The sequence below is a fragment of the Streptomyces sp. NBC_00568 genome, assembly GCF_026341855.1.
GTDB lineage: Bacteria > Actinomycetota > Actinomycetes > Streptomycetales > Streptomycetaceae > Streptomyces.
In genome coordinates this window covers 990,247-1,014,713 of record NZ_JAPENW010000001.1, presented here as the reverse complement: position 1 = coordinate 1,014,713, position 24,467 = coordinate 990,247, and the positions used below count along the sequence as shown (strand labels likewise).

17 protein-coding genes and 1 pseudogene are annotated in these 24,467 nt (G+C 71.1%); 13 read left to right on the top strand and 5 right to left on the bottom strand.

Translation table 11 applies throughout. From position 1 onward, the window contains the following. Positions 1 to 294 precede the first annotated feature (294 nt). Positions 295 to 1,071 (bottom strand): transcriptional repressor LexA, encoded by a 777-nt coding sequence (gene lexA, locus OOK38_RS04275; RefSeq protein ID WP_266763403.1) that lies wholly within the window; start codon positions 1,069 to 1,071, stop codon positions 295 to 297. Between the two features lie 517 nt (positions 1,072 to 1,588). On the opposite strand from lexA, the gene nrdR reads away from it, so the two are divergent. The 3 genes from nrdR to OOK38_RS04260 all read left to right on the top strand — a co-directional run bounded on the left by nrdR (position 1,589) and on the right by OOK38_RS04260 (position 6,137). After that, the gene (nrdR, locus tag OOK38_RS04270; RefSeq protein ID WP_266763404.1) at positions 1,589 to 2,140 is read left to right on the top strand and encodes a transcriptional regulator NrdR; all 552 of its coding nucleotides are present in this window, start codon (positions 1,589 to 1,591) and stop codon (positions 2,138 to 2,140) included. A gap of 162 nt (positions 2,141 to 2,302) precedes the next feature. Continuing rightward, positions 2,303 to 5,200: a vitamin B12-dependent ribonucleotide reductase gene (locus OOK38_RS04265; protein WP_266763405.1), complete on the top strand. Its 2,898-nt coding sequence runs from the start codon at positions 2,303 to 2,305 to the stop codon at positions 5,198 to 5,200. Between the two features lie 250 nt (positions 5,201 to 5,450). Then, positions 5,451 to 6,137: a DUF6215 domain-containing protein gene (locus OOK38_RS04260; protein WP_266763406.1), complete on the top strand. Its 687-nt coding sequence runs from the start codon at positions 5,451 to 5,453 to the stop codon at positions 6,135 to 6,137. Positions 6,138 to 6,410: 273 nt separating this feature from the next. On the opposite strand, the gene OOK38_RS04255 is transcribed toward OOK38_RS04260, so the two are convergent. Continuing rightward, complete coding sequence (locus OOK38_RS04255) at positions 6,411 to 6,944, bottom strand: TerD family protein (RefSeq protein ID WP_266763407.1); 534 nt, start codon at positions 6,942 to 6,944, stop codon at positions 6,411 to 6,413. Positions 6,945 to 7,098: 154 nt separating this feature from the next. Between OOK38_RS04255 and OOK38_RS04250 the strand changes: the two genes are divergently transcribed. The 4 genes from OOK38_RS04250 (at position 7,099) to OOK38_RS04235 (ending at position 11,715) form a co-directional block, all read left to right on the top strand. Beyond that, entirely contained in the window at positions 7,099 to 7,704 is a 606-nt protein-coding gene (locus OOK38_RS04250) for a YdbC family protein (protein ID WP_266763408.1), read from the top strand. 108 nt (positions 7,705 to 7,812) lie between these two features. Continuing rightward, a complete protein-coding gene (locus OOK38_RS04245) occupies positions 7,813 to 8,472 on the top strand; it encodes a histidine phosphatase family protein (RefSeq protein WP_266763409.1) in 660 nt (219 codons plus the stop codon). A gap of 12 nt (positions 8,473 to 8,484) precedes the next feature. Beyond that, positions 8,485 to 9,414 (top strand): ADP-ribosylglycohydrolase family protein, encoded by a 930-nt coding sequence (locus tag OOK38_RS04240; RefSeq protein WP_266763410.1) that lies wholly within the window; start codon positions 8,485 to 8,487, stop codon positions 9,412 to 9,414. Between the two features lie 804 nt (positions 9,415 to 10,218). Continuing rightward, complete coding sequence (locus tag OOK38_RS04235; protein ID WP_266765892.1) at positions 10,219 to 11,715, top strand: DUF4153 domain-containing protein; 1,497 nt, start codon at positions 10,219 to 10,221, stop codon at positions 11,713 to 11,715. Positions 11,716 to 11,905: 190 nt separating this feature from the next. Here the strand turns inward: OOK38_RS04235 and OOK38_RS04230 are convergent, their stop codons facing one another. Continuing rightward, positions 11,906 to 13,453 carry an MFS transporter gene (locus OOK38_RS04230; protein ID WP_266763411.1) on the bottom strand — a complete coding sequence of 516 codons (1,548 nt, stop codon included), beginning with the start codon at positions 13,451 to 13,453 and terminating at the stop codon, positions 11,906 to 11,908. A gap of 187 nt (positions 13,454 to 13,640) precedes the next feature. On the opposite strand from OOK38_RS04230, the gene OOK38_RS04225 reads away from it, so the two are divergent. The 3 genes from OOK38_RS04225 (at position 13,641) to OOK38_RS04215 (ending at position 15,742) form a co-directional block, all read left to right on the top strand. Continuing rightward, complete coding sequence (locus tag OOK38_RS04225) at positions 13,641 to 14,264, top strand: TetR/AcrR family transcriptional regulator (RefSeq protein WP_266763412.1); 624 nt, start codon at positions 13,641 to 13,643, stop codon at positions 14,262 to 14,264. Between the two features lie 81 nt (positions 14,265 to 14,345). Further along, positions 14,346 to 15,047: a ribonuclease HII gene (locus tag OOK38_RS04220; RefSeq protein ID WP_266763413.1), complete on the top strand. Its 702-nt coding sequence runs from the start codon at positions 14,346 to 14,348 to the stop codon at positions 15,045 to 15,047. Between the two features lie 68 nt (positions 15,048 to 15,115). After that, positions 15,116 to 15,742: a hypothetical protein gene (locus OOK38_RS04215; RefSeq protein ID WP_266763414.1), complete on the top strand. Its 627-nt coding sequence runs from the start codon at positions 15,116 to 15,118 to the stop codon at positions 15,740 to 15,742. A 511-nt stretch (positions 15,743 to 16,253) separates the two neighbouring features. Here OOK38_RS04215 and OOK38_RS04210 read toward each other — a convergent pair. Both OOK38_RS04210 and OOK38_RS04205 read right to left on the bottom strand, forming a co-directional pair. Further along, positions 16,254 to 16,886, bottom strand: coding sequence for a hypothetical protein (locus OOK38_RS04210; protein ID WP_266763415.1), 633 nt, complete (start codon positions 16,884 to 16,886; stop codon positions 16,254 to 16,256). Positions 16,887 to 17,110: 224 nt separating this feature from the next. After that, on the bottom strand, positions 17,111 to 19,309 hold the full coding sequence (locus OOK38_RS04205; protein ID WP_266763416.1) for a RecQ family ATP-dependent DNA helicase: 2,199 nt from the start codon (positions 19,307 to 19,309) through the stop codon (positions 17,111 to 17,113). Positions 19,310 to 19,487: 178 nt separating this feature from the next. On the opposite strand from OOK38_RS04205, the pseudogene OOK38_RS04200 reads away from it, so the two are divergent. The 3 genes and pseudogenes from OOK38_RS04200 to OOK38_RS04190 form a co-directional block, all read left to right on the top strand. Then, a pseudogene (locus OOK38_RS04200) lies at positions 19,488 to 20,840 on the top strand (DUF4192 family protein); the annotation flags it as partial. 793 nt (positions 20,841 to 21,633) lie between these two features. Further along, positions 21,634 to 23,526: a glycogen debranching N-terminal domain-containing protein gene (locus tag OOK38_RS04195; protein ID WP_266763417.1), complete on the top strand. Its 1,893-nt coding sequence runs from the start codon at positions 21,634 to 21,636 to the stop codon at positions 23,524 to 23,526. A gap of 128 nt (positions 23,527 to 23,654) precedes the next feature. Next, positions 23,655 to 24,413 carry an NUDIX hydrolase gene (locus OOK38_RS04190; RefSeq protein WP_266763418.1) on the top strand — a complete coding sequence of 253 codons (759 nt, stop codon included), beginning with the start codon at positions 23,655 to 23,657 and terminating at the stop codon, positions 24,411 to 24,413. Positions 24,414 to 24,467: the final 54 nt, after the last annotated feature.

Genomic DNA, 24,467 nt, shown 5'->3' with positions numbered 1-24,467 from the left:
ACCTGGTACACGAAGTCGCAGGGAGCCCGCTCCCCGTGTCCAGGAGCCACGGGGAGCCTTGGACCGCGTGTCCAGCAGCCGCGTGGAACCCCTGGCCCGGCCTGCCTATGAGGCCTATGGAACCCCGGGACCCCCCGGCCGAAGGACCAGTGGAGTCCGGTCAAGGCCCACGGCCGAAGGACCAGTGGAGTCCGGTCAAGGCCCCCGGCCAGAGAACGCACAGGACCCCGGAACCGGCGCAGTTGGTTCCGGGGCCCGGTCAGGGGCGGGGGCGGGGGTCCGCCCGTCGCGGTGTCACACCCGACGCAGCACAGCCACTACCTTGCCGAGGATGGTCGCCTCGTCACCGGGGATCGGCTGGTACGCGGAGTTGTGCGGCAGCAGCCACACGTGTCCGTCCTCGCGCTTGAAGCGCTTCACCGTGGCTTCGCCGTCGAGCATCGCGGCGACGATGTCGCCGTTCTCGGCGACCGGCTGGCGGCGGACCGTCACCCAGTCCCCGTCACAGATGGCGGCCTCGATCATCGAGTCACCGACCACCTTCAGGACGAACAGCTCTCCGTCGCCGACCAGCTGGCGGGGGAGAGGGAAAACGTCCTCGACCGATTCCTCGGCGAGGATCGGGCCACCGGCGGCGATCCGGCCGACGAGCGGCACATAGGACGCGGCCGGCTTGCCCGCCGTGTCCGTGGGCTGCACCGACGACTGGTCGGAGCCTCGCACCTCGTACGCGCGCGGGCGGTGCGGGTCTCGGCGCAGGAAGCCCTTGCGCTCCAGTGCCATGAGCTGATGCGCGACCGAGGAGGTGCTGGAAAGGCCGACGGCCTGACCGATCTCCCGCATCGACGGCGGGTAGCCGCGCCGCTGCACGGAGTCCCGGATCACCTCGATCACCCGGCGCTGCCGGTCCGTGAGTCCCGAGCTGTCGGCCCGGATGCCTGGAGGTCGGCCAGGCAGGGAGCGCTTGGGCCCCTCATGATTCGCGGCTTCGTTCATCGCATGCACCGGCTCGAGTCGGCCCTGGGAGCGCTCCTGGGCAGTGATGGTGGCGCTGTCTGCGGTGGTGGTCACGTCGGCCCCTCTCGATGGTCTCCCTGCTGGACAACGGTAGTTGCTTTCGAAAGGTTGCGCCAAACACACGTTCGAGTGAAAAAACGTGGATTGCCTGTCGCGATCATGTGTCTGGGTGTATGGCTGGCAACGTGCCTCGCGGACAAAAGGGCTTATTGCTGTACCCTTCACCGCCGGAGGCGGCAGCCGTGCCGACCGACCTGGGCCGCGGTCCAGTCTGCCATTCGATGGCCGACCGGCCGGGAACCGGCCCCCTTCCGTGCGTCGCCCACGCTATCCCCGCGTGTCCGGGATGGGTATGCCTGTGCGGCACGTGCCCTTACGTGTACGACACGCGGGTCGTGGGCGAATTCGCGGGTCAAGCCCCACATCTAGTGGTTGGATTGCGGCGGCATCCCAGAAGTTGTGGTCCCCCGGTCTCCGGGCCCTCGGGTATCGCCTATGCTTGAGGCTGCTTCGAGGGGCCCGGGAGGTCCCGAGAGGTCTCTGAGTCGTGCTGTGAAGGAGGGTTGGAGCCATGCACTGCCCCTTCTGCAGGCACCCCGACAGCCGCGTCGTCGACAGCCGTACGACCGATGACGGCACGTCGATCCGCAGGCGCCGCCAGTGCCCCGACTGCTCCCGTCGTTTCACGACGGTGGAGACGTGCTCGCTGATGGTGGTGAAGCGCTCCGGTGTGACCGAGCCCTTCAGCCGGATCAAGGTCATCAACGGCGTGCGCAAGGCCTGCCAGGGGCGGCCGGTCACCGAGGACGCGCTCGCCCAGCTCGGCCAGCGGGTCGAAGAGGCCGTGCGAGCCACCGGAAGCGCCGAACTGACCACCCATGACGTGGGGCTGGCCATACTCGGACCCTTGCAGGAACTCGACCTCGTGGCCTACATGAGGTTCGCGTCCGTGTACCGGGCCTTCGACTCGCTCGACGACTTCGAAGCCGCCATCGCGGAACTCAGGCAGGTGAATCAGCGCCCCGCCGCGGACGACGACGACCCGGACGTGGAGCGCCAGGAGACCGATCGCGGGCCAGGCGGAACCGTGGAGGTTCCCGTGCCCGCCACCGCCGCCGACTGACCGCGGGCCGGCCCCTCCGGGGCGTCCGGCCCCGCCCACGGCGGCGACCACAGACTTGCTGCGAAAGGCCGTATCAGCGCCACGCGCAGCATCAGACACAGACCGTGCCACGGGAAGTTCGCGGCACTTCAGCGCGTTTTAGCCTGTTACAGGGAGGCGGCAATGACAGAGACGGCGAGCGGTCCGGCACGAGGTTCCCGCGCAAAGAGCGGAGCCAAGGCCAGCAAGGGACTGCGCATCGAGCGCATTCACACCACCCCCGGCGTGCACCCGTACGACGAGGTGGAGTGGGCGCGCCGTGACGTCGTCATGACCAACTGGCGCGACGGCTCGGTCAACTTCGAGCAGCGTGGCGTCGAGTTCCCCGGCTTCTGGTCGGTGAACGCGGTCAACATCGTCACCAGCAAGTACTTCCGCGGTGCTGTGGGCACCCCGCAGCGCGAGGTGAGCCTCAAGCAGCTCATCGACCGCATCGTGAAGACGTACCGGAAGGCCGGCGAGGACTTCAAGTACTTCTCCTCGCCCGCCGACGCCGAGATCTTCGAGCACGAGCTGGCGTACGCCCTCCTGCACCAGATCTTCAGCTTCAACAGCCCCGTCTGGTTCAACGTCGGGACGCCGCAGCCCCAGCAGGTCTCCGCCTGCTTCATCCTGGCCGTCGACGACTCCATGGAGTCGATCCTCGACTGGTACAAGGAAGAGGGCATGATCTTCAAGGGCGGCTCCGGCGCCGGCCTGAACCTCTCCCGCATCCGCTCCTCCAAGGAGCTCCTCTCCTCGGGCGGCAACGCCTCGGGTCCCGTCTCCTTCATGCGCGGTGCCGACGCCTCCGCAGGAACGATCAAGTCGGGCGGCGCCACCCGCCGCGCGGCCAAGATGGTCATCCTCGACGTCGACCACCCCGACATCGAGGACTTCATCGAGACCAAGGTCAAGGAGGAGGAGAAGATCCGCGCCCTCCGTGACGCGGGCTTCGACATGGACCTGGGCGGCGACGACATCACGTCCGTCCAGTACCAGAACGCCAACAACTCGGTCCGTGTGAACGACACGTTCATGAAGGCGGTCGAGGAGGGCGGCAAGTTCGGCCTCACCTCGCGCATGACCGGCGAGGTCATCGAGGAGGTCGACGCCAAGTCCCTCTTCCGCAAGATGGCCGAGGCCGCCTGGGCCTGCGCCGACCCGGGCATCCAGTACGACGACACGATCAACCGCTGGCACACGTGCCCGGAGTCCGGCCGTATCAACGGCTCGAACCCGTGCAGCGAGTACATGCACCTGGACAACACGTCCTGCAACCTCGCCTCGCTGAACCTGATGAAGTTCCTCAAGGACGACGGCAAGGGCCGCCAGTCCTTCGAGATCGAGCGCTTCGCCAAGGTCGTCGAGCTGGTCATCACCGCGATGGACATCTCCATCTGCTTCGCCGACTTCCCGACGGAGAAGATCGGCGAGAACACCCGCGCCTTCCGCCAGCTGGGCATCGGTTACGCCAACCTCGGCGCCCTGCTGATGGCGACCGGCCACGCGTACGACTCCGACGGCGGCCGCGCGCTCGCCGGCGCCATCACCTCCCTGATGACGGGTACGTCGTACAAGCGTTCCGCCGAGCTCGCCGCGGTCGTCGGCCCGTACGACGGCTACGCCCGTAACGCGCAGCCCCACCAGCGCGTCATGAAGCAGCACGCCGACGCCAACACCACGGCCGTCCGCGTGGACGACCTGGACACCCCCATCTGGGCCGCCGCCACGGAGGCCTGGCAGGACGTGGTCCGCCTCGGCGAGAAGAACGGCTTCCGCAACGCGCAGGCCTCCGTCATCGCCCCGACCGGCACCATCGGTCTCGCGATGTCCTGCGACACCACCGGTCTCGAGCCCGACCTCGCGCTGGTCAAGTTCAAGAAGCTGGTCGGCGGCGGCTCGATGCAGATCGTCAACGGCACCGTGCCGCAGGCCCTGCGCCGCCTGGGTTACCAGGAGGAGCAGATCGAGGCGGTCGTCGCCCACATCGCCGAGAACGGCAATGTCGTCGACGCCCCGGGCCTCAAGCACGAGCACTACGAGGTCTTCGACTGCGCCATGGGCGAGCGCTCCATCTCCGCGATGGGCCACGTCCGCATGATGGCCGCGATCCAGCCGTGGATCTCCGGCGCGCTCTCCAAGACGGTCAACCTGCCGGAGACGGCGACCGTCGAGGACGTCGAAGAGGTCTACTTCGAGGCGTGGAAGATGGGCGTCAAGGCGCTCGCGATCTACCGCGACAACTGCAAGGTCGGCCAGCCCCTCTCCGCGAAGACCAAGGAGAAGGAGAAGACCGAGGTCACGGCGAAGGCCGAGGACACCATCCGTACCGCGGTCGAGAAGGTCGTCGAGTACCGTCCGGTCCGCAAGCGCCTCCCCAAGGGCCGTCCCGGCATCACCACCTCCTTCACGGTGGGCGGCGCCGAGGGCTACATGACCGCCAACTCCTACCCGGACGACGGTCTCGGCGAGGTCTTCCTGAAGATGTCGAAGCAGGGCTCCACCCTCGCGGGCATGATGGACGCCTTCTCGATCGCCGTCTCGGTCGGTCTGCAGTACGGCGTTCCCCTGGAGACCTACGTCTCCAAGTTCACCAACATGCGCTTCGAGCCGGCCGGCATGACGGACGACCCGGACGTGCGGATGGCGCAGTCGATCGTCGACTACATCTTCCGCCGCCTGGCGCTGGACTTCCTGCCCTTCGAGACGCGCTCCGCCCTCGGCATCCACTCCGCCGAGGAGCGCCAGCGTCACCTGGAGACGGGCTCCTACGAGCCCTCCGACGACGAGGTCGACGTCGAGGGTCTGGCCCAGTCCGCGCCCCGCGCGCAGGAGCTGAAGGCCGTCGCCGCCCCCAAGGTCGAGGCCGTGCCGGCCGAGCCCGCCCCGAGGCAGGTCCACACCAGCGCCGAGCTGGTGGAGATGCAGCTGGGCATCCAGGCCGACGCCCCGCTGTGCTTCTCCTGCGGCACGAAGATGCAGCGGGCCGGTTCCTGCTACATCTGCGAGGGTTGCGGTTCGACGAGCGGTTGCAGCTGACGCCGAGCGCCTTTCGGGCGTGACATAGCTGGTCAGGGCGGTGCGGTCGATCTTCGACCGCACCGCCCTCGGCGTTGGCCGAACGGAGGCGTCCACGCCGGGAGGCGCACCCGTCACGCGGAGCGGGGCCGGGAGCCGTGCGCGCCGCGGCGCGGTGCTCCGGGCAGCCGCGGGATTCGGGTTCCCCGCGAAACGATCACCGGCTAGTCTCCCTCCGCGCGCATGGGGCGCGCCGGGGAGAGTGGGGGACATGACCGACGGCGCGGCCGGTTCGAAGAAGGGTGCCGGCGCCGGGGCCCAGGCCGTCTCCGCGGTGTTGATGGTCGCGTTGGTGGCGGCGGGCATCTGGCTCCTGGCGCAGGTCCTCCCCCAGAGCGGCGGTGCCGCCGGGGAACCGGCCACCTGCTCGAAGGAGGACAACAGGCGGCCCGCGAAATACGTCTCCGGAACGCAGCTCTGTGAAGCGCTGAACCGCGAGGACCTTCCGGCCATGCTCGGGACGCCGGACGAACACGCGGAGACCGCCTCCGGAAGCGGGGGCTACTTCACGGTGGCCGGTGAGACCAGGGTCGCCAGTCCCGAAGCGAACGTCACGCTCACGTCCTACTCCGTGAAGCTCTCGGCCACCTACGACCGGCTCTCGGTAGCCGACTGGACCGATCTGCTGGGCACGTCCGCTGAGCCGAGGACGATCCTGGGCCATCCGGCGGTCCTCTACTCGGACCGGACCATCGCGATCACCTTCGGTTCCGACCAGTCGGACGCCGGTCCCGGCGGGATAGCCCGCCGCCTGGTGGTCGCCCAGGACGCGAAGGACGGCGGTGGCGCGTTCGAGGTCGCCATCTGGCGTCAGGACGATGTGACGCCGGACGACGCGGCCCTCCTCCGGGTCGCCGAGGCGGTGCTGCCGACGGTCCCGGGCTGGACCAACGGCTGATAAGCCGCTGACGGCGGGTCCGGCGAAGCGAGGCCGAAGGCCGGCACCCGCCGGGGACGAACGCGCTCCGTCGTGCCCTGCCGCTGCATCGGGCCGGGAGGGGCGGCACAGCCGATGGCCGTGCCGCCCTTCCGCCTCTTCGCGGTCCTACGGAGAGCGCCGTTTCGAAAAGGCGGTTCTACGGGAGGCCTGTTTCGCGGAGGCGGTCATGCGGGGCCCTGTGAAAGGGCGGTCGGGCGTGGTGCGCGACACGGGCTCCCGGGGGAGTGCGCTTCACGCCTCCTGCGGGCTGCCCATGACCCTGGCGAAGGTCGCCGGGTCCGTGTCGTAGCCCTGGATGCCGGGATGGAACGTCCACTCCCCGGAGTGGTCGCGTACGAACTCCCCGATGGTCGCGGCCGTCGCGCCCAGGACATCGCCGAAGTCGCCCTCGGTCAGGACCGTGTAGCCCTCACGCAGGCGGAAGCCGGGATTGAGGACGCCGACGAACGTCTTCGGTCCGGTGCGCTGCTGGATGAGCACGCCGACCACCACGCGCCCGTAACGGCTGTCCAGGCGGTCGAGCTCGAGGGTCATGACCTCGTCCCAGCCGAAGCCCTTGCCGTCCTTGCTGTCGCGGTTCAGGTAGATGGTGCCGTCCGGCGAGCGGCTGCCGAAATACACGACGTAGTCCGGGTTCCCCTGGGGTGCGGACGCCAGATAGGTCGCCGCGATGATGTCGAGGTCGGTCGCGGGCCCACCTACGGGACTCGGATCCCACTTCACCGCCAACTCGGCCTTGCGGATGCCCTTGTTGAGACCGTTCACCGGATTTTCCCTCCCCGTTCTTCACCAATCACCGGCCCAACTGCCCTGCGAGCATGGCCGGTTGTCCATCGTGCCACGCGCGCCGGGGGGCTCGTGCGGATCCACTGTGCCGGAGAGTGACCGGCGCCACGTTCCGTGGCCTTACGATGGCGCGGTGCTGGTCAAGTGGATTCGCTGCACCGTGGTCGATCGCCGCGGTTTCGAACGGGGGCAGCGAAAGTGGGCGGGGCTTCTGGGGGAGCCGGGATTCCGGGGACAGGGCGGAGGATGGAGTGTGGGGCGGTCCGGCGTCGCGCACATCTTCGCCTTCTGGGAGAGCCGTGCCTTCTACGACTCCTTCATGGCCCGGTCCCATGACCGGCTCGCCGCCGCGCAGTCGGGCACCTTCAAGGACTCCCAGGTCAAACTGTTCGACTACCGATTCGACGTGAAGACCGGCTTCGAACCGCGCTTCACGGACGCCGACGTGGTGCGGGTCGCGCACTGCCGTGTCCACGAGGACCGCGCCGAGCATTTCGCCCTGATGCAGGAGAAGGTCTGGAACCCCGCGATGGCGGGTTCGCCCGGCATGGTGCGAGGCCTGTTCGGCGAGGCGCCCGGCAGCGAGTTCCTGGTCCTGTCCATGTGGAAATCGGCCGCCGAGCACGGCAAGTACCGCGCCGAGCGGGTGGAGCGGCTGGCGCTGCGCGCCCAGATCGAGGCCGACATAGCCGCCCTGGCGGGGGACATCGTGCAGCTGGAACCCGGCTGGATCGTCTGACGGCACACGCGCGCCGAGTCGGCCCTGATGTGCAGGAACGGTGTGACATGCGCCGTATAGGGCCGGTACGACTGCTCGATCCGCGCCGATACGATCTAGGGTCTTGGCATGGCACGACCACGGCGCATCGTCCTTGTCCGGCACGGCGAGTCGGTGGGCAATGCCGATGACACCGTGTACGAACGCGAGCCCGACCACGCTCTGGCGCTCACCGAGACGGGGTGGCAACAGGCGGAGGACACCGGCAAGCGGCTGCGCGAAGTCTTCGGCCAGGAGCGCGTAAGCGTTTACGTCTCCCCGTACCGCCGCACCCACCAGACATTGCGTGCGTTCCACCTCGACCCCGGGCAGGTCCGGGTGCGCGAGGAGCCGCGACTGCGGGAGCAGGACTGGGGCAACTGGCAGGACCGTGACGACGTACGTCTCCAGAAGGCCTATCGCGATGCGTACGGGCACTTCTTCTACCGGTTCGCGCAGGGCGAGTCCGGTGCCGACGTGTACGACCGGGTCGGTGGCTTCCTGGAGAGCCTGTACCGGAGCTTCGAGGCCCCCGACCACCCGCCGAACGTGCTCCTGGTGACCCACGGCCTGGCCATGCGGCTGTTCTGCATGCGCTGGTTCCACTGGACGGTCGCCGAGTTCGAATCGCTCTCGAACCCGGGGAACGGCGAGGTGCGGATGCTCGTTCTGGGGGAGGACGGCAGATACACCCTTGATCGTCCCTTCGAGCAATGGCGTGATCCGGAATCGTACGGAGTCACCGGATAGAGTGGCAGGGCGATGATCGCTGACTCCTCTCCCGACGGGCGCCTCGACCGCGCCCTGGCCAGCCTGCGCGGACTCGCGGTGGGGGACGCGCTGGGCTCGCAGTTCTTCGTGCCCGCGAACTACCCGCTGCTGAAGCGCCGAGAGCTGCCGCCCCGCCCCTGGCAATGGACCGACGACACCGAGATGGCCTGCTCGGTGGTCGCGGTCCTGGCCGCACACCACCGCATCGACCAGGACGAACTGGCCCGCTCCTTCGCCGGCCACCACGACTTCGACCGGGGCTACGGCCCCGCGGTCAATCGGCTGCTGCGGCAGATCCGGGAGGGCGGCGACTGGCGCGAGCTGGCATCCGCCCTCTTCAAGGGACAGGGCTCCTGGGGCAACGGCGCGGCGATGCGGATCGCCCCCCTGGGGGCCTGGTACGCCGACGACCCGGAGCAGGCGACCCACCAGGCGGAGATCTCCGCCTACCCCACGCACCAGCACCGTGAGGCCGTGGTCGGGGCCATGGCCGTCGCCGCGGCCGCCGCGCTGGCCGCCGACCCGGCGGGCCCGCCGAGCGCCGAGGCTCTGCTCGACGGCGTGATCGCGCTCGTACCGCGCAGCGCCGTGGGCGCGGGGTTGCGGCGCGCCCGGGACATGCTCGACTACGGGGACGCCGGGACCGTCGCAGCCGTACTGGGCTGTGGTCGGCGTACGTCGGCTCACGACACCGTTCCCTTCGCCCTCTGGTCGGCCGCCCGCGCCCTGGGCGACTACGAAGAAGGCTTCTGGGTCACCGCCCAGGTCGGCGGCGACGTGGACACGACGTGCTCCATCGTGGGCGGCGTGGTCGCCTCCGGGAAGGCCGGAGCGCCACCCGCGGCGTGGCTGGACGCCACGGAGACGCTGCCGGAATGGGTGCCGGGGCCCGCGTACGGGCGTACGGGCGGCGGCGCGTAGGGCGTACGGCTGGGAGGGCTCCCGGGCCATTCAGCCGTGGCCCGGCGGGCTGCCGCGCACGGGCGGTAGCGCCGACGTCCTCGGCGAGGCCTCGGAAAGCCGTCACGCCGACCGCCTCGGGAGGGCCGGCCGCCGGGCTGTGTCACAGGCTTGCAACAGCCCGGCAGCCCCACCGTGAGCCCCGTTGCCCGTGGATACCCTGTGCGCCACGCCGCCCGTTGATCATGTCGGGCGGGTGCCGACGAGACACCGGTCGACAGCCTCCCCGCCGCGATGGCGCGCCGCGGGCTGCCCGGAGACCGGCTGGGAGGGGATCCCTTGTCCGACATACCGTCCACGCCCGAGCCGAGAGACGGGGCGCCGGCGAAGCCGAAGAGCCCGAAGGCGAGCAGGGAGGTTCCGGAGGCCGGGAAAAGGCTTCCGGAGACAGCGGAGCCGGAGGAATCCACGGATCCCGCCGGACCGGGATCGACGGGGCGGCCCGGCCCCGAATCCGGCCCCACGGGGAAGACGGCCGAACCGGGCGCCGGGGAGGAGCCCGGGGACACGGCAGGGTCCGGGGACGAGGAAGAGCTCGAGGGCCGTGCCGACGAGGAGACCGGCGAGGACGTCGCCGAGGAGCCCGAGCCCGCGGGTCGGGTCGCCCGAGAGGCCGGCGGGGACGAAGAGCCCGAGGAGCGGGAGCCCCGATCGGCCGACGCGGACGTGACGCCCCGGGCGCGCGCCGTCCGAAAGGCCGACGGGGACGTGACGCCCAGGGCGGGGGCCACTCGAAAGGGCGACGCAAGCACCGACTGGGCGCCCCTGGCGCCCGCCCACGGCTCCTGGTCGGCCGATCTTCAGGTCACGCCGCCCGCCCCGGTGCGTACGCCCACGCTGTGGGCCGTGCTCGCGACCGGAGTGCTGAGCATGCTGCTCCTGGACGACGGTCTGGCGATCAACCTCCTGCTGGTCGCGATACCCGCCTCGCTCGCCGCGTACTTCGCGGGCCGGGCCGCGGGACGCCGCACGCGCGCGTGGACCCTTGTCTGGGGCATCGGCGGCATCGGTCTGCTGAGCGTGCCCGCCCTGCGCGACGCGGACTGGCCGTCGTTCCTCGCCGTCGTCACGGCGATCGCGCTCGGGTCGCTCGCGCTGCACGGCGGGCGCACCTGGCCCGCGGTCCTGCTGGGCCCCATCGGCGTCTTCAACTCCGTGGTCACCGGCCCCGCCTGGGGCTGGCGCGGGCTGCGGGAACGATTCGGCGGGGCCCGTCGCAGCGTGGGCGTCGGACTGCGCGCGCTCGTGGTGACCGCCGTCCTGCTGCTGGTCTTCGGGGCACTGTTCGCCGGGGCCGACGCGGCCTTCGCGAATCTGCTCGGCGACCTGGTGCCGGACACCTCTGTCTCCGGCGGCCCCTGGCGCTTGGTGCTCCTGGTGTTCGGCCTGGTCGGAGCGCTGGCCGCGGCCCACACGGCAGCCGCGCCGACGCAGTGGGACCGGGTCGTGGTGCCCGCCGGGCGTCCACGCAACCGCGTCGAGTGGGCCCTGCCGCTGATCGTGCTCGTCGTGCTCTTCGCGGCCTTCAACGCCGTCCAGCTCGCCGTCCTCTTCGGCGGTTACGACGCCGTACTGGACAAGACCGGTCAGACGTACGCCGAGTACGCGCGTCAGGGCTTCTGGCAGCTGCTGCTCGTCACGCTGCTGACCCTGCTCGTCGTGGTGTTCGCGCTGCGCTGGGCACCGCGGGAGGACGCGAGCGACAACAGGCTGGTGCGGGGTGTGCTGGGAACTCTCTGCGGCCTGGCGCTCGTTGTCGTGGCATCCGCTGTGCGACGTATGGACATGTATGTGGAGGCTTACGGGCTCACGCGGCTGCGGCTGTCGGTGGTGGCGGGGGAGCTGTGGCTGGGTCTGGTCATCGCGCTGATCATGGCGGCCGGGGTGTGGGGCGCCCGCTGGCTGCCCCGCGTCGTCGCCGCCAGTGCGGCGGCCGGCGTGCTCGCGTTCGGACTGATGTCGCCGGACGGTCTGATCGCCGAGCGCAATGTCCAGCGGTACGAGGACTCGGGCAAATTCGACCTCGAGTACGCGCGAGACCTGTCGGCCGACGCCGTACCCGCCCTCGACAAGCTCGAGGAGCCGATGCGCTCCTGCGCGCTGAGCTCGATCGCCGATGACCTGGGCGGGGACGACACGCCCTGGTACGCGACCAGTTGGGGCGCGGCCCGAGCCCGGGACATCCTCCGCGACCGCCCGCCGGCCGCGTCCGCCGACTGGAGTGTGTGCAGCGACCTGGCGAGGGACCTCATGTACCGCTGAGACGCCTCCCGTCGGGCCGGGCCCTTGAGTGACGGGTCGGGTTCGTGTGCGTGCCTCGCCGTGTACTCGTCCGACGCGGGTGCCTCTGCTTCGGCAGGGGTGCCCGCCCTCGGCTTTCTGCCGCGGGACGGCCGGACCGTGTTCGCCGCCGGTCTCCCCGACCACGGCGCGGCCGTCCGCGGCTCCGGCCTCAGCCCGCGGCGGGTCCCGCCGTGCCGGCCAGTGCGTCCAGGTCGCTCTTGCGGACCCTGATCACCAGTGCCGCGGTGATCAGGGCGAGCAGGGCCATCGCCACCGCCGGTACGAAAGCGGTCGAGATGCCTTGAGCGAGCACTTCGTGGCCCCAAGGGGCAGGCAGCTGGTGGGTCTTGGCGAACTCCGCCTTCTGCTCGGCCGAGCCGTCCGCCAGGAACTTCGACGTCTGCTTCTCCGCCTCGTCGCGGCCGGCGGAACCGAAGACCGTGGTGAGGATGGCGAGGCCGAGGGAACCGCCGACCTGCTGTGTGACGTTGAGCAGGCCGGAGGCCGCGCCCGCCTCGTGCTGGGCGACACCGGAGACCGCGGTCACCGTCAGCGTCACGAAGTTCAGGCCCATGCCGAAGCCGAACAGCAGCATCGGACCGAGGACTCCGCCGGCGTACGAGCTGTCGGGGCTGATGAAGGTCAGCCAGCCGAGCCCGAGGGCGACGAGCGCGGATCCGGTGATCATGAACGGCTTGGGACCCAGCACCGGCAGGAACCGCTGCGAAAGACCCGCGCCGACCGCGATCGCGACCGTCACCGGGAGGAAGGCCACGCCGGCCGAGATCGGGCTGTACCCCAGCACGTTCTGCACGAAGAGCACGATGTAGAAGAACATGCCGAACATCGCGGCCGCGAGGCTCAGCATGATCAGATACGTGCCCGAGCGGTTGCGGTCGGCGAACATCCTCAGCGGGGTGATGGGCTCCTTGGCCCGCGTCTCGATGGCGGTGAAGGCCAGCAAGAGGGCGACGGCCGCGACGAACGACCCGATCGTGAGGTTGTCCCGCCAGCCCGCCTCGGCGGCGCGGATGAAGCCGTACACCAGCGACGCCATGCCGGCCGTCGAGGTGAGCGCGCCCGCGATGTCGAAACGTCCTGGGTGGCGTTCGGACTCGTTGATGTACAGCGGCGCGAGGACGGCGATCAGGATGCCGATGGGTACGTTGACGAAGAGGACCCACCGCCAGTCGAGCCACTCCGTGAGCATGCCTCCGGCGAGCAGACCGATGGCGCCACCACCCGCGGAGACCGTCGCGAAGACCGCGAACGCGCGGTTCCTCTCCGGGCCCTCGGGGAACGTGGTGGTGATCAGGGCCAGTGACGTCGGTGACGCGATGGCGCCACCGACCCCCTGCAGGGCACGCGCCGCCAGCAACTGCCAGGGTTCCTGGGCGAGTCCGCCGAGCAGCGAGGCGAAGGTGAACAGCAGGATGCCGGCCATGAAGACCCGGCGCCGACCCAGGATGTCACCGGCCCGCGCGCCGAGGAGCAGCAGGCCACCGAAGGTGAGGGTGTATGAGCTGATCACCCATGTCAGGTCGGTCGTACTGAAGGCGAGGGCGTCTTGAATGTGCGGGAGTGCGATATTCACAATCGTCGCGTCGAGTACCACCATGAGTTGGCAGGCCGCGATGACGGTGAGCGCGATGCCGGGATGCCCCTCCCGGCGGGCCGCACCCGGCTTGGTGTCCTGAATCAACTGAGAGGTTGTCACTATGCTTCCCCCACAAGTGCGTTAGTGAACGCTCGCGTTCACTGTCGCGTCAACGGTAGTGAGTCCCCGACAGTGAACGCAAGCGTTCACTGAAGTTGCTGCCCGCGGACGTCAACTCGCTCGCCCCTCCCCGCAAAAGCCCGAACCTCCCCGAATTTCCGCTCCCCTGTGCGACGGAGACACTCTGATGGTTACTTCGCGTTGGACGGCCGCCCCCGCTCAGGCGGCCTCCTCGCGCCGGCGCGGTGCCGTGCTCGAGCGCGCGATCCTGGAAGCCGCGCTGGAACAGCTCGGCACGGTCGGCTGGAACGGCCTCACCATGGAAGGTGTGGCCGCGCGCGCCCAGACAGGCAAGGCCGCGGTCTATCGCCGCTGGCCGTCCAAGGAGGATCTGGTCGCGGACGCGCTCCAGGCCGGGTTGCCGAACCAGGCGGAGGCTCCCGACCTCGGCGGCGTCCGGGAGGACCTGCTGGAACTGTGCCGCCGCGTCCGCGCGGCGATGTTTTCGCAGACGGGGCTCGCGCTTCGCTCGGTGCTTCACGAATGCGATGTGAACCAGGCCGAACGTTTCAACCGGGTGATCCTCGGCGGGGTCGTCGAACCCACCATGGGGCTGCTCCGTGAGGTCATCCACCGAGGTATCGACCGTGGTGAGGTGCGTCCCGACGCCGCGAACTCGTACGTCTTCGACGCCATCCCGGCGATGATGATGTACCGCTCCAAGGTGTGCGCGAGTGAATGGAGCGATCGGGACCTCCAGGAGATGATCGACCAGCTGATGGTTCCGCTGCTGCGCGGGAGGGGCGCCTGACAGGCTCCGGCGCCGGCTCCCCGGCCGCTCGGGGAACCTGGGTGTCGCGCGGGGCTCCGGGCGGCGTAGTCTGAGGACGCCATGCCGTACGAACCACCCACCCACACCGTCGAGCGCTCCCTCCGCGCCACGACCGGAGCGAAGGTCATTGCCGGTGTCGACGAGGTGGGGCGCGGTGCCTGGGCCGGTCCCGTCACCGTCTGCGCCGCCGTCACCGGGCTGCGCCGACCGCCCGAAGGCCTCACCGACTCCAAGCTCCTGACCGTCAAGCGCCGGACCGCGCTCGCCGTGGTGTTGGAGAAATGGGTGACGTCGTACGCCCTCGGGCACGCCTCCCCGGAGGAGATCGACCAGCTGGGGATGACGGCCGCCCTGCGCCTCGCGGCCGGACGCGCCCTGGAGGCCTTGCCGGTCCGCCCCGACGCGGTCATCCTCGACGGGAAGCACGACTATCTCGGAGCTCCCTGGCGGGTCCGCACGGTGATCAAGGGCGACCAGTCCTGCATCGCCGTCGCCGCGGCCTCGGTGATCGCCAAGGTTCAGCGCGACAAAATGATGGCCGAACTGGGTGTCGACCATGCAGACTTCGGTTTTGCGGCCAACGCCGGGTACCCGTCGCCGGTCCACAAAGCCGCGCTGGAGGAGCGGGGCCCCACCCCGTACCACCGGTTGTCGTGGGCGTATCTTGATGCGCTGCCCCAGTGGCGGCACCTCAAGAAGGTCCGCAGTTGGGCGGACGGAAACGTTCCGGAGATCGAGGGCCAGCTCGGCTTCGATTTCTGACGATTCCGTTCGCACTCATGTGCCACCCGCCGACGCGAGTCGCACCGGCGTTTGATAGATATCAGCTCATGCCTCTCATTCCCGAGGAGCCTCAGATTCACGAGAGTGCCCAGGGTCCCCGCGTCACTCCGGCCAGTGGCCGCACCGCGCCGACCCCCCGTCCCGTACCCGGTCCCCGTCCCGCGGCTCCGCCGCGTCCCGGCCGTCCGGGTCCTGTCCGGCCGATGCCGGCCCAACGCACCCCGCGTGAGCCGGTCGTGGCCACGCCGGGACCGTCCGCCAAGGCGGCCGCACCCGCTGCCGTCACCCCGCAGATCCAGCTCATCCCGGCCTCGGCCGAGGGTGCGTTGGATGCCGCTGAAGAAGCCGTCGACCTGCTGCTGGAGTCGGGCCGAGCCCCCGGTGAGGTGCTGGTGATCACCACCGGCGATCCGCACCCGTGGGCCGCGCACGAACTCTCCTTCGGCGAGGCCGCGTACTGGGCGCAGCACGACGCCGGCGACGACGTCTTCTACGCCGACGCCTCCGCAGCGGGCCGGGCCGTGTCCCGCCCCGTGGTCGTGGTCGCGGTCAACGGCGGCTCCGGCGAGGTCCTCGCCACCGCGCTGCCCCTGGCCCAAGGCCGGGCCGGTGCCCTGCTGATCGTCTGCGGCGACCCGCAGCAGATCAACTCGGTTCTGGGCGCGGGCGTCTGAGCGCGTTCCGGACCTGGTCCGGAACGCGCTCGGCGGGACGCTGAGGGTGCCGCCGCGGCGGCACCTGCACGGCGATCGCTTTCGCGTACCCACAACACGTCCGCGTGCGGGACGTCCTGTCCCGCGCTGTTCGTGTGGCACGAGGCGCCCGGTGCGGATTCCGGCGCCTGGCTGCGGGGCTTCCCTACCCCCGGTGGGTGTCACCACTCCCGGTGGGTGTCACCGGGACGGCGTTCGATCTCGTTCCATGTTCTCCGCGGCGTATGGCATGTGTATGCCGGTCGGCGTGTGCTCCCGTCGCCCGCCCCGCGAGTTGTCCCGCGAGCGCGGGTAGGGGCCGGCGGGCAGGGTTCCGTCGCGTGATCGAGGGCCTGTGTGCGCCCGACATCCACGCCGCGCGTCCGTGGCGTGCGCGCGAGCGAGCGCTACGACCCCGGATCGGGCTCGTCGGACGTGTGCGGCCCGCCTTCCCCCCGGGGGCGGGCCGGTGTCCCTGAGGCTCGCCCGCGTCTCAGCGGGCGGCCGCCCGGCGCATGATCTCCGACGCGGCGCCTCCGGTGCGGGGCAGGGGTGGCAGCACCTCGCCCGCGAAGAACTCCGGTGTCGAGTCGGAGTTGGGACGGCGTCCGCCGCGGCCCTCGCCGAGAACCTGCCAGCCGTCACGTGTCAGGGTGATGTACGCCCCGCACCGCAGTCCGTGGAGCGTGCAGGCATCCCGCAGCCCCCACATCCACGCCCCGTCCTCTTCCGTCCAACGCGCGTCGCCGTCCCGGCAGTACAGCAGCACGGCCGTACGCACGGGCGAACGGCGCCGCAGGTCGTGCGGGATGACCCGGCGCAGCTGCGCGAGCAGCGAGTTGCGGAACATCCAGCCGTCGGCCGGTGCCGAACGCCGGGTGAAGGACGCGCTCGCCATGAGCCGTTCCTCCGGATCGAGCACCGCCACGATCGCGGTCGACGGTCTGGGCCGGTGCCGTGCGTGCAGTCCACTGACGACCTCACGGGGATCGCGCAGAAGCGGAATTCCGGCCGAGGCCCATTCGGCGGGTTCCAGCATGCGGGCCAGTGGGTTGGCGGAAGCGGCGGACAGGTCGGGAGACGTCGACATGGATGCCGCCGAGGACGGAGCGAATCCGAAGGTCACGGTCCTCCCTTCGGCTACGTGCCCATACAGCGGGCGGGGTCGGACTTGGGGGAATGGCACGCCGCAGCAGAGCCCTACCGGACCACGGGCGAACCGAGCGGGGGGCGGAGCTCAATTCTTCCTGTCGAACTGGGTTGCGGCAACGAGCAATTGGGGCCACGGACCGTTTTCGGGCGATTAGCGTCCTATATACCTGCCCAGTGTTCCGAATCGCGACACGCGATTCACGCTTGTACGGCGAGGACCAGCGGCAACACCGCCTGAGCGCCCGCTCTGCGAAGCATCCGCGACGCCACCGCCAGCGTCCAGCCCGTCTCCGTGGCGTCGTCCACCAGCAGAATCGGACCATCTGCCTCTGCCAGCGCGTCCGCCAGCCGGGGCGGCACGGACAACGCCCCGTCCAGCGCCTTCAGCCGCTGAGCGCTGTTGCTCCGGGAGATCTGCGCGACCTCGCCGACGTACTCCACGGATCCCAGCAGCGGCAGTCGGCCGACTTCCGCGATCCGTGCACCGAGCGACTGGATCAGCTGAGGCCGCGAGCGCGAGGCGACGGTCACCACGCCGACCGGGCGCGGCTGCGCGTCGGGCTGTCCGGAGGCCCAGCCGCCCGGGCCCTTCGCCCAGTCGGCGAGGACGCCGACCACGGCCTTGGCGACATCGTCCGGAACGGGTCCGTCCGGTGCCTGCGGGGCGAGCATCGGCCGCAGCCGGTTGCCCCATCCGATGTCCGAGAGCCGTCCCAGGGCACGCCCCGGAGCAGCCTGTTCGCCGACCGGGATACGTCCCTTCAGCTCGACGCCGACCGCCGGCAGCCCGGTCGGCCACATCTTCCGGGGCTCGACATCGACGCCCGCCCGGTCCAGCTCGCCGTTCGCCGCGTCCAGCGCGGCGGAGGAGACCGCCGCCTGGAAACGGCCGCCCGCGCAGTTGTCGCAGCGCCCGCACGGTACGGCTCCCTCGTCGTCCAGCTGCCGCCGCAGGAACTCCATACGGCAGCCGGTCGTCGATACGTAGTCCCGCATCGCCTGCTGCTCCGTCGCCCGCTGCTTGGCCACCCAGGCGTAGCGCTCGGTGTCGTACGTCCAGGGCAAGCCCGTCGAGATCCAGCCGCCCTTGACCCGGTGCACGGCTCCGTCCACGTCGAGCACCTTGAGCATGGTCTCCAGGCGGGACCTGCGCAGCTCCACCAGCGGTTCCAGCGCGGGCAGCGAGAGCGGGCGCTCGGCCCGAGCCAGCACGTCCAGGGTGCGCCGCACCTGCTCCTCCGGAGGGAAGGCGATCGAGGCGAAGTACTCCCAGATCGCCTGGTCCTCCTTGCCCGGCAGGAGCAGCACCTCCGCGTGTTCCACACCGCGGCCCGCTCGTCCCACCTGCTGGTAGTAGGCGATCGGGGAGGAGGGGGAGCCCAGGTGCACCACGAAGCCCAGGTCGGGCTTGTCGAAGCCCATGCCCAGGGCCGACGTGGCGATCAGAGCCTTGACGCGATTGGCGAGCAGGTCCTCCTCGGCCTGCTGGCGGTCCGCGTTCTCCGTTTTCCCGGTGTACGACGCCACGGTGTATCCGCTCTGGCGCAGGAACGCGGTGACCTCCTCGGCCGCGGCCACGGTGAGCGTGTAGATGATGCCGGAGCCCGGCAGGTCGTTCAGATGCTCGGCGAGCCAGGCCATGCGGTGCGCGGCGTCCGGCAGCCGCAGCACGCCGAGACTCAGGCTCTCCCGGTCCAGGGGGCCGCGCAGGACCAGCGCGTCGGTGCTCACTCCGGTTCCCAGCTGCTCGGCGACATCGGCCGTCACGCGCGCGTTGGCCGTCGCGGTGGTGGCCAGCACCGGGGTGTCGGGTGGAAGGTCGGCGAGCATGGTGCGCAGGCGTCGGTAGTCCGGCCGGAAGTCGTGTCCCCAGTCGGAGATGCAGTGCGCCTCGTCGACGACCAGCAGGCCGGTGGCCGCGGCCAGCTTGGGCAGCACCTGGTCGCGGAAGTCGGGATTGTTCAGCCGCTCCGGGCTCACCAGGAGGACATCGACCTCGCTCGCCGCCACTTCGGCCTGGATCGTCTCCCACTCCTCCGTATTGGAGGAGTTGATCGTCCGCGCGCGGATTCCGGCGCGGGCCGCCGCCTCCACCTGGTTGCGCATCAGCGCGAGAAGCGGGGAGACGATCACCGTGGGCCCGGCGCCCCGCTCGCGCAGCAGCGCCGTCGCGACGAAGTACACCGCGGACTTGCCCCAGCCGGTGCGCTGGACGACCAGCGCCCGGCGCTTGTCGGCCACCAGCGCCTCGATGGCGCGCCACTGGTCCTCGCGCAGCCGGGCCTCACCCACCCCGACGAGACGGGCCAGGACGGCATCGGCCGCCGCCCGCAGGTCTTCGCGGGCTGCGTCGTGTGCGTTGTCGGTGGCTGCGGGTCGCGGGTCTTCGTTGGTCATGGCTCCATGCAACCCGATGGGTCGGACAAAGCGCGAACGAGCCCGTCGAGCTGTGGACAACTTCTGGCGTGATCATGGTGATGGTTATCCACAGGGCGAACCGGAATTTCGTGATCCGCGAGATGGTCACCGCATGACGAATCACGACGAAGCGGCCGGCAGGTCCGGCGAAGAGAACATCGGCGCGGTCGGCGGACGCGACGGGAACCGCGGGCGCGATCGATCCGGTGGCGAGGGCGATCACGGCGGCCGGAGCGGGGCCGGCGGCCACACCGGCGACGGGCGGAACGGCACGGGCGGCCGATCCGGACCCGAGGGCAGGGACCGGCCGGGCCGGCAGGCCGAGCCACCGGTCCCCGGCGGTACGGTCCATGGCGGCCGGCACCACCGGGGTGGGGCGAGCCTGTCCGGAGATGCCCGGCACGGGGGCGCCCCCGGCACGGAACATCAGGTGACTCTGCGTACCCCGGCAGAGCTGGCCGACGCACTGCCCTATCTCCTCGGGTACCGGCCTGAGGACAGCATCGTGCTGGTCGCCTTGCACGACCGGGAGCGCCGGGGGCGGTTCGGGGGCCGGGCGCGCCTCGGCATCCCCGCCCACGCGGAGGACTGGCCGTCCGTCTCGGACCAGCTCGCGCAGGGTCTGGTGAAGGGCAGCGAGCGGCGAGGCGCCCGCCCCGAGAGCATGGTCGCGTACCTCTGTCAGGAACCCGGGAGCGGTGAATCGGGGCGGGACGTCATGGAACGCCTGCGCCCGCTCGCGCAGCTGCTGCGGACGGCCTGCGGACGCCTCGAGGTTCCGGTGATCGAGGCACTCTGCATCTCGGACGGCCGCTTCTGGTCGTACACCTGCCCGGGTCAGGGATGCTGCCCGGCCGAAGGCACGCCGATGGGGCTGCCCGGTACGTCCGTCCTCGCCGCCGCCGCGACGTACGCGGGCCTGCAGGTGCGCGGATCCCTGAAGGACCTGACAGCCAGGCTCGTTCCCTGGGAGACCGGCGACGCGCTGGGCCAGGAGGTGGCGCTCGACACGGCCAGCATGGCCCTCGTGCCGAGGATCCTGGAGGACGACAGCCGCGCGGAGGTGGCCGAGGAGGCCCTCGCGCTGGCCCGGCGGATCAGGGACCGGCTGGCGGACGCTCCCCCGGTGTCCGGCACACGTCCGGCGGACCTCCGCGACGACGGACTCCTGGAGAACGACGAGGCCGCCACCTTGATCCTCGGCCTCCAGGACCGCACGACCCGCGACCGTGCCGCGCAGTGGATGGAGGGTGACGAGGCAGGCCCGGCGCTGCGGTTGTGGCGAGCACTGGCCCGCCGCTGTGTCGGTCCCTACCGCGAGCACGCCGCGGCGCCCCTCACCCTCGCGGGATGGGTCGCCTGGTCCATGGGTGACGAGCTGGAGGCACGAGAAGCGCTCGCCATGGCGCTCGGTGCCGACCCCGACTATCTGTTCGCCCGCCTTCTCCACCAGGCGTGCAATGAGGGCCTGGATCCGGAATCCGTCCGACGTTGCCTGCGCGCGGAGCGCACGGACCATGGTTCGACGCAAGCGGAGCGGTCGACCGATTCCGGCGCCCCGCTCCCAGCGGGAGACCCGACGTGCGCTTCCCTCGCGCCGGACACCCGACCCTCGACGCCGGCAGCTCGGCGTCGCCGCCGGACCCGGCCGAACGCGAACGGCGGAAGCCGCCCGGGCCGACGCGGCCCCGGGACCGTGAGCGCCCGAGGACGTCACCCGGCCCACGACGCCTCGCAGGTCGGCGACGGACAGGGGTGAGCGGGGGAGGGCGGACGGTCGGGTGCGGGAGCGGCGCGAGAGAGGGCGGCGTGTGCGGGGGACGGCGAGTGAGTGGCCGGCGTCCGCTCGACGAGTGGCTGTCAGGGCAGTCGGGCGCCCCACCGCCATTCGGTCGGCTTCCCGGGGCAAGGCGTGACCCGGGACAGGGCTGCCCCGTTCACCTGAGTGGCGGATTCCGTGGCCGGGCTCGCGCCGCCGCAACATCCCGGACCCTGCCCTGCGGAGTCCCCACCCGAAGCCGAACGCGCTCCAGGCGCACCGAGCGCGGAGGAAGCCACCCATGCCCATGCCCCATCCGTCCTCGGCCCCCGACGGTGGCCGTCCGCCCGGGCGCGAGTCCGCCCAGCCCGTCAGACAGAGGGGCGCCCCGGAGGCCCCGCGAGCGGGGTGGGACACCGGTACGCCCTTCGTCCCGGCAGGGCGCGGCCCCGGCGTTGCCCAGACGCCCCTTCCCGTCCCGGGACCAACGGCGGAACTGCCGCCCGCCCACACCTCCCTGATCTGTGTCGCTCTTCCAGGACTGGTGATCTCCACGGAGGAGGGACAACTGAACGGCCGCGGGCTGGAGGGTTTCTACCGCGCGGGTCGGCGCGTGCTGTCCCGCTGCCAGGTGCGGGTCGCAGGCCGGGAACCGCTCGCGATGCAGGCCCGCATGCTCGCGGCCGACCGAGCCCGCTTCGTGGGCACGGTGCGCGCGTCCCGCGATGTCGGCCCGGATCCGGACGTGGTCGTCGAAAGAACACGCCATGCGGACGGCGTCGAGCGGATCACCCTGCGGAGCTCGGCCCCTCGCACACTGCGTCTGCCCGTCGAGGTCGCCCTCGGGACGGATCTCGCGGAACTGGGCGCGGTCGCCTCGGGCCGAGCCGGGCCCGAGCTGCCGGCCAGCGTCCACGCCTCCGGCCTGCGCTGGTCCTGCGCCACAGGGCACGCGACCGTCACCGCCGACCCGCCGCCCGCCGACGCCCTGGCCTCGGCCGGACTGCTGCGCTGGGAACTCGAGCTGCCGCCGGGCGGCACCCTCAGCGTGGAACTGCGCGTCCGGCCGGACGGCCAAGGGCCGATCAGGGCGGTGGGTCGCGGCGCCGCGAGTCCGTTCGCCCAGGCCCGGGCAGTGAGCGACGTGCCGGGGGTCGAAGCGCTCCTGCGCACCTGCGTCGAGGACCTCGGGGCCCTGCTGCTGCGCGACTCCCGGCATCCGGCCGACACCCACCTGGCGGCCGGAGCCCCATGGCGCTGCGGGCTGGCGCCGGCCGAGGCCCTGGCCGCGGCCCGGATGACGCTGCCGCTCGGGACACGGCTCGCCGCGGGCACTCTGCGGACCCTCGCCCGCACCCAATTCGCCGGTCCGGGACCGCGCTCCGGACTGATCCCGGGACCGCTCCGGGACGGTGGGCCGCACCTGCCGCCGGGCTGCACGGCCACCGAGGCGACGCTGCTCTTCCCCGTACTCCTCGCGGAGGCCCGGCGCTGGGGGCTGGCCGAGCAGGAGGTCGAGGAACTGCTGCCCGCGGCCGAGCGGTGTCTGGACTGGCTGCGGACCACGGCGGGCGACGGCACGTATCTGCCCGACCCGCAGCCGGGCGGACCGTTTCGCTGCGAGACGCAGGCACACGCACACCGTGCGGCGCTGCTCGGCGCCGATCTGCTCGACGCGCACGGCCGGACCGGTGGCACGGCGCTGCGCGAGTGGGCCCAGGCGTTGCGGACGGCGTTCCGCGACGACTTCTGGATCGAGGACCGGGCCGGTGGCAGACCGGCCGCCGCCCGCACCGCGGACGGGCGCCTCGTGCCTCAGCTCGGCTCAAGCACCTCCCATCTCCTCGACACCGGACTGCTGGGCGCCGGACAGCTGGCCCCCGGTCTGCTCGACAAGGTGCGGACCGAACAACTCGCGCGGCTGCTCGGCGACCCGGCCGTGGACTCGGGCTGGGGGTTGCGCAGCCTGGGAGCGAAGGAGGCGGCGTACAACCCGTTCGGCCATCGCAGCGGGGCCGTGCGCGTTCATGAGACGGCCGTCGCCGTCACGGGGCTCGCCGCCGCGGGCTATGAGAAGGAGGCCGCCTCGCTGCTGCGGGGCGTAATGGCGGCGGCCGAGTCCTTCGGCAACCGGCTGCCCGAGATGTACGCGGGGGAGCAGCGCACGCAGGGGAGCGCCCCGCTTCCCCATCCGGCGGCCTCGCGGCCCGCGGCCATCTCCGCGGCGGCCGGCGTTCTCCTGCTCAGCTCACTGGCCGGGATCCGCCCCGATGCGCCCGCACGGACCGTGACCCTGCGCCCGTTCCGCGATGCGCCACTGGGAGAGATCGCTCTCACGGGCCTGCGGATCTCGGGCGCGCCCTTCTCCGTACGCGTCAGCAGACTCGGTGTCGCCATGGTCGAGGAGGCGAGCGACGGACTGCAGCTGGGTTTGTGACGTCGCGGGACGCGTCGCGGAGCGAGTGTCCCCGGTCGTGGAGTGCCGTGCCGGACGCGAGTCGATCAACCATGGACGGAGCTGCCGAAGGAGGTGTTTATCGTCAGGCAGACGACTATGATCGCGGCATGCCCTACGACCCGTCAGCCTTTCCGCCCTTCGCCGTGACCGTGGACCTGGTCGTGCTGACCGTACGCCGCCATGCCCTCTGCGCGTTGGCGGTCCGGCGGGGCGAGCAGCCGTTCCAGGGGCGATGGGCGCTGCCCGGCGGCTTCGTACGGACCGACGAGGATCTCGCCCAGGCCGCGGCACGTGAGCTGGCCGAGGAGACGGGCCTGCGGGCCCACGACCCCTCCGTGCCCGCGCAGGACAACGGCGCGCACCTCGAGCAGCTCGCGACCTACGGCGACCCCAAGCGTGACCCCCGGATGCGGGTGGTCAGCGTCGCGCATCTCGCGCTGGCTCCCGACCTGCCCGCGCCCAGGGCGGGCGGCGACGCGAACAGCGCGCGCTGGGCACCGGTCGAGGAACTGCTGCAACAGGGCGGGTACGGCCGAGACGGGGAGCAGGCGGCGCCCCTCGCCTTCGACCACGCCCAGATCCTCTCGGACGGCGTGGAGCGCGCCCGATCCAAGATCGAGTACTCGTCCCTGGCGACCGCCTTCTGCCCGACCGAGTTCACGGTGGGCGAGCTGCGCCGTGTCTACGAAGCGGTCTGGGGCGTGGCGCTCGACCCGCGCAACTTCCACCGCAAGGTGACGGGCACGCCGGGCTTCCTGGTGCCCACAGGGGGCACGACCACGCGCCAGGGCGGCCGCCCCGCCCAGTTGTTCCGCGCGGGCGGTGCCACACTGCTCAACCCGCCGATGCTGCGCCCCGAGGTCTGACGAGGGCGGCGAACCGGCTTCTGGGCCCCGGGAGCCTCCGCATGGTCGCGAGAG

Bases quoted from the DNA above. Each gene is read 5' to 3' on its own strand.
- nrdR (WP_266763404.1), top strand. From the start codon at position 1,589: ATGCACTGCCCCTTCTGCAGGCACCCCGACAGCCGCGTCGTCGACAGC.
- OOK38_RS04265 (WP_266763405.1), top strand. From the start codon at position 2,303: ATGACAGAGACGGCGAGCGGTCCGGCACGAGGTTCCCGCGCAAAGAGC.
- OOK38_RS04260 (WP_266763406.1), top strand. From the start codon at position 5,451: ATGACCGACGGCGCGGCCGGTTCGAAGAAGGGTGCCGGCGCCGGGGCC.
- OOK38_RS04245 (WP_266763409.1), top strand. From the start codon at position 7,813: ATGGCACGACCACGGCGCATCGTCCTTGTCCGGCACGGCGAGTCGGTG.
- OOK38_RS04240 (WP_266763410.1), top strand. From the start codon at position 8,485: ATGATCGCTGACTCCTCTCCCGACGGGCGCCTCGACCGCGCCCTGGCC.
- OOK38_RS04225 (WP_266763412.1), top strand. From the start codon at position 13,641: ATGGTTACTTCGCGTTGGACGGCCGCCCCCGCTCAGGCGGCCTCCTCG.
- OOK38_RS04220 (WP_266763413.1), top strand. From the start codon at position 14,346: ATGCCGTACGAACCACCCACCCACACCGTCGAGCGCTCCCTCCGCGCC.
- OOK38_RS04215 (WP_266763414.1), top strand. From the start codon at position 15,116: ATGCCTCTCATTCCCGAGGAGCCTCAGATTCACGAGAGTGCCCAGGGT.
- OOK38_RS04205 (WP_266763416.1), bottom strand. From the start codon at position 19,309: ATGACCAACGAAGACCCGCGACCCGCAGCCACCGACAACGCACACGAC.
- OOK38_RS04190 (WP_266763418.1), top strand. From the start codon at position 23,655: ATGCCCTACGACCCGTCAGCCTTTCCGCCCTTCGCCGTGACCGTGGAC.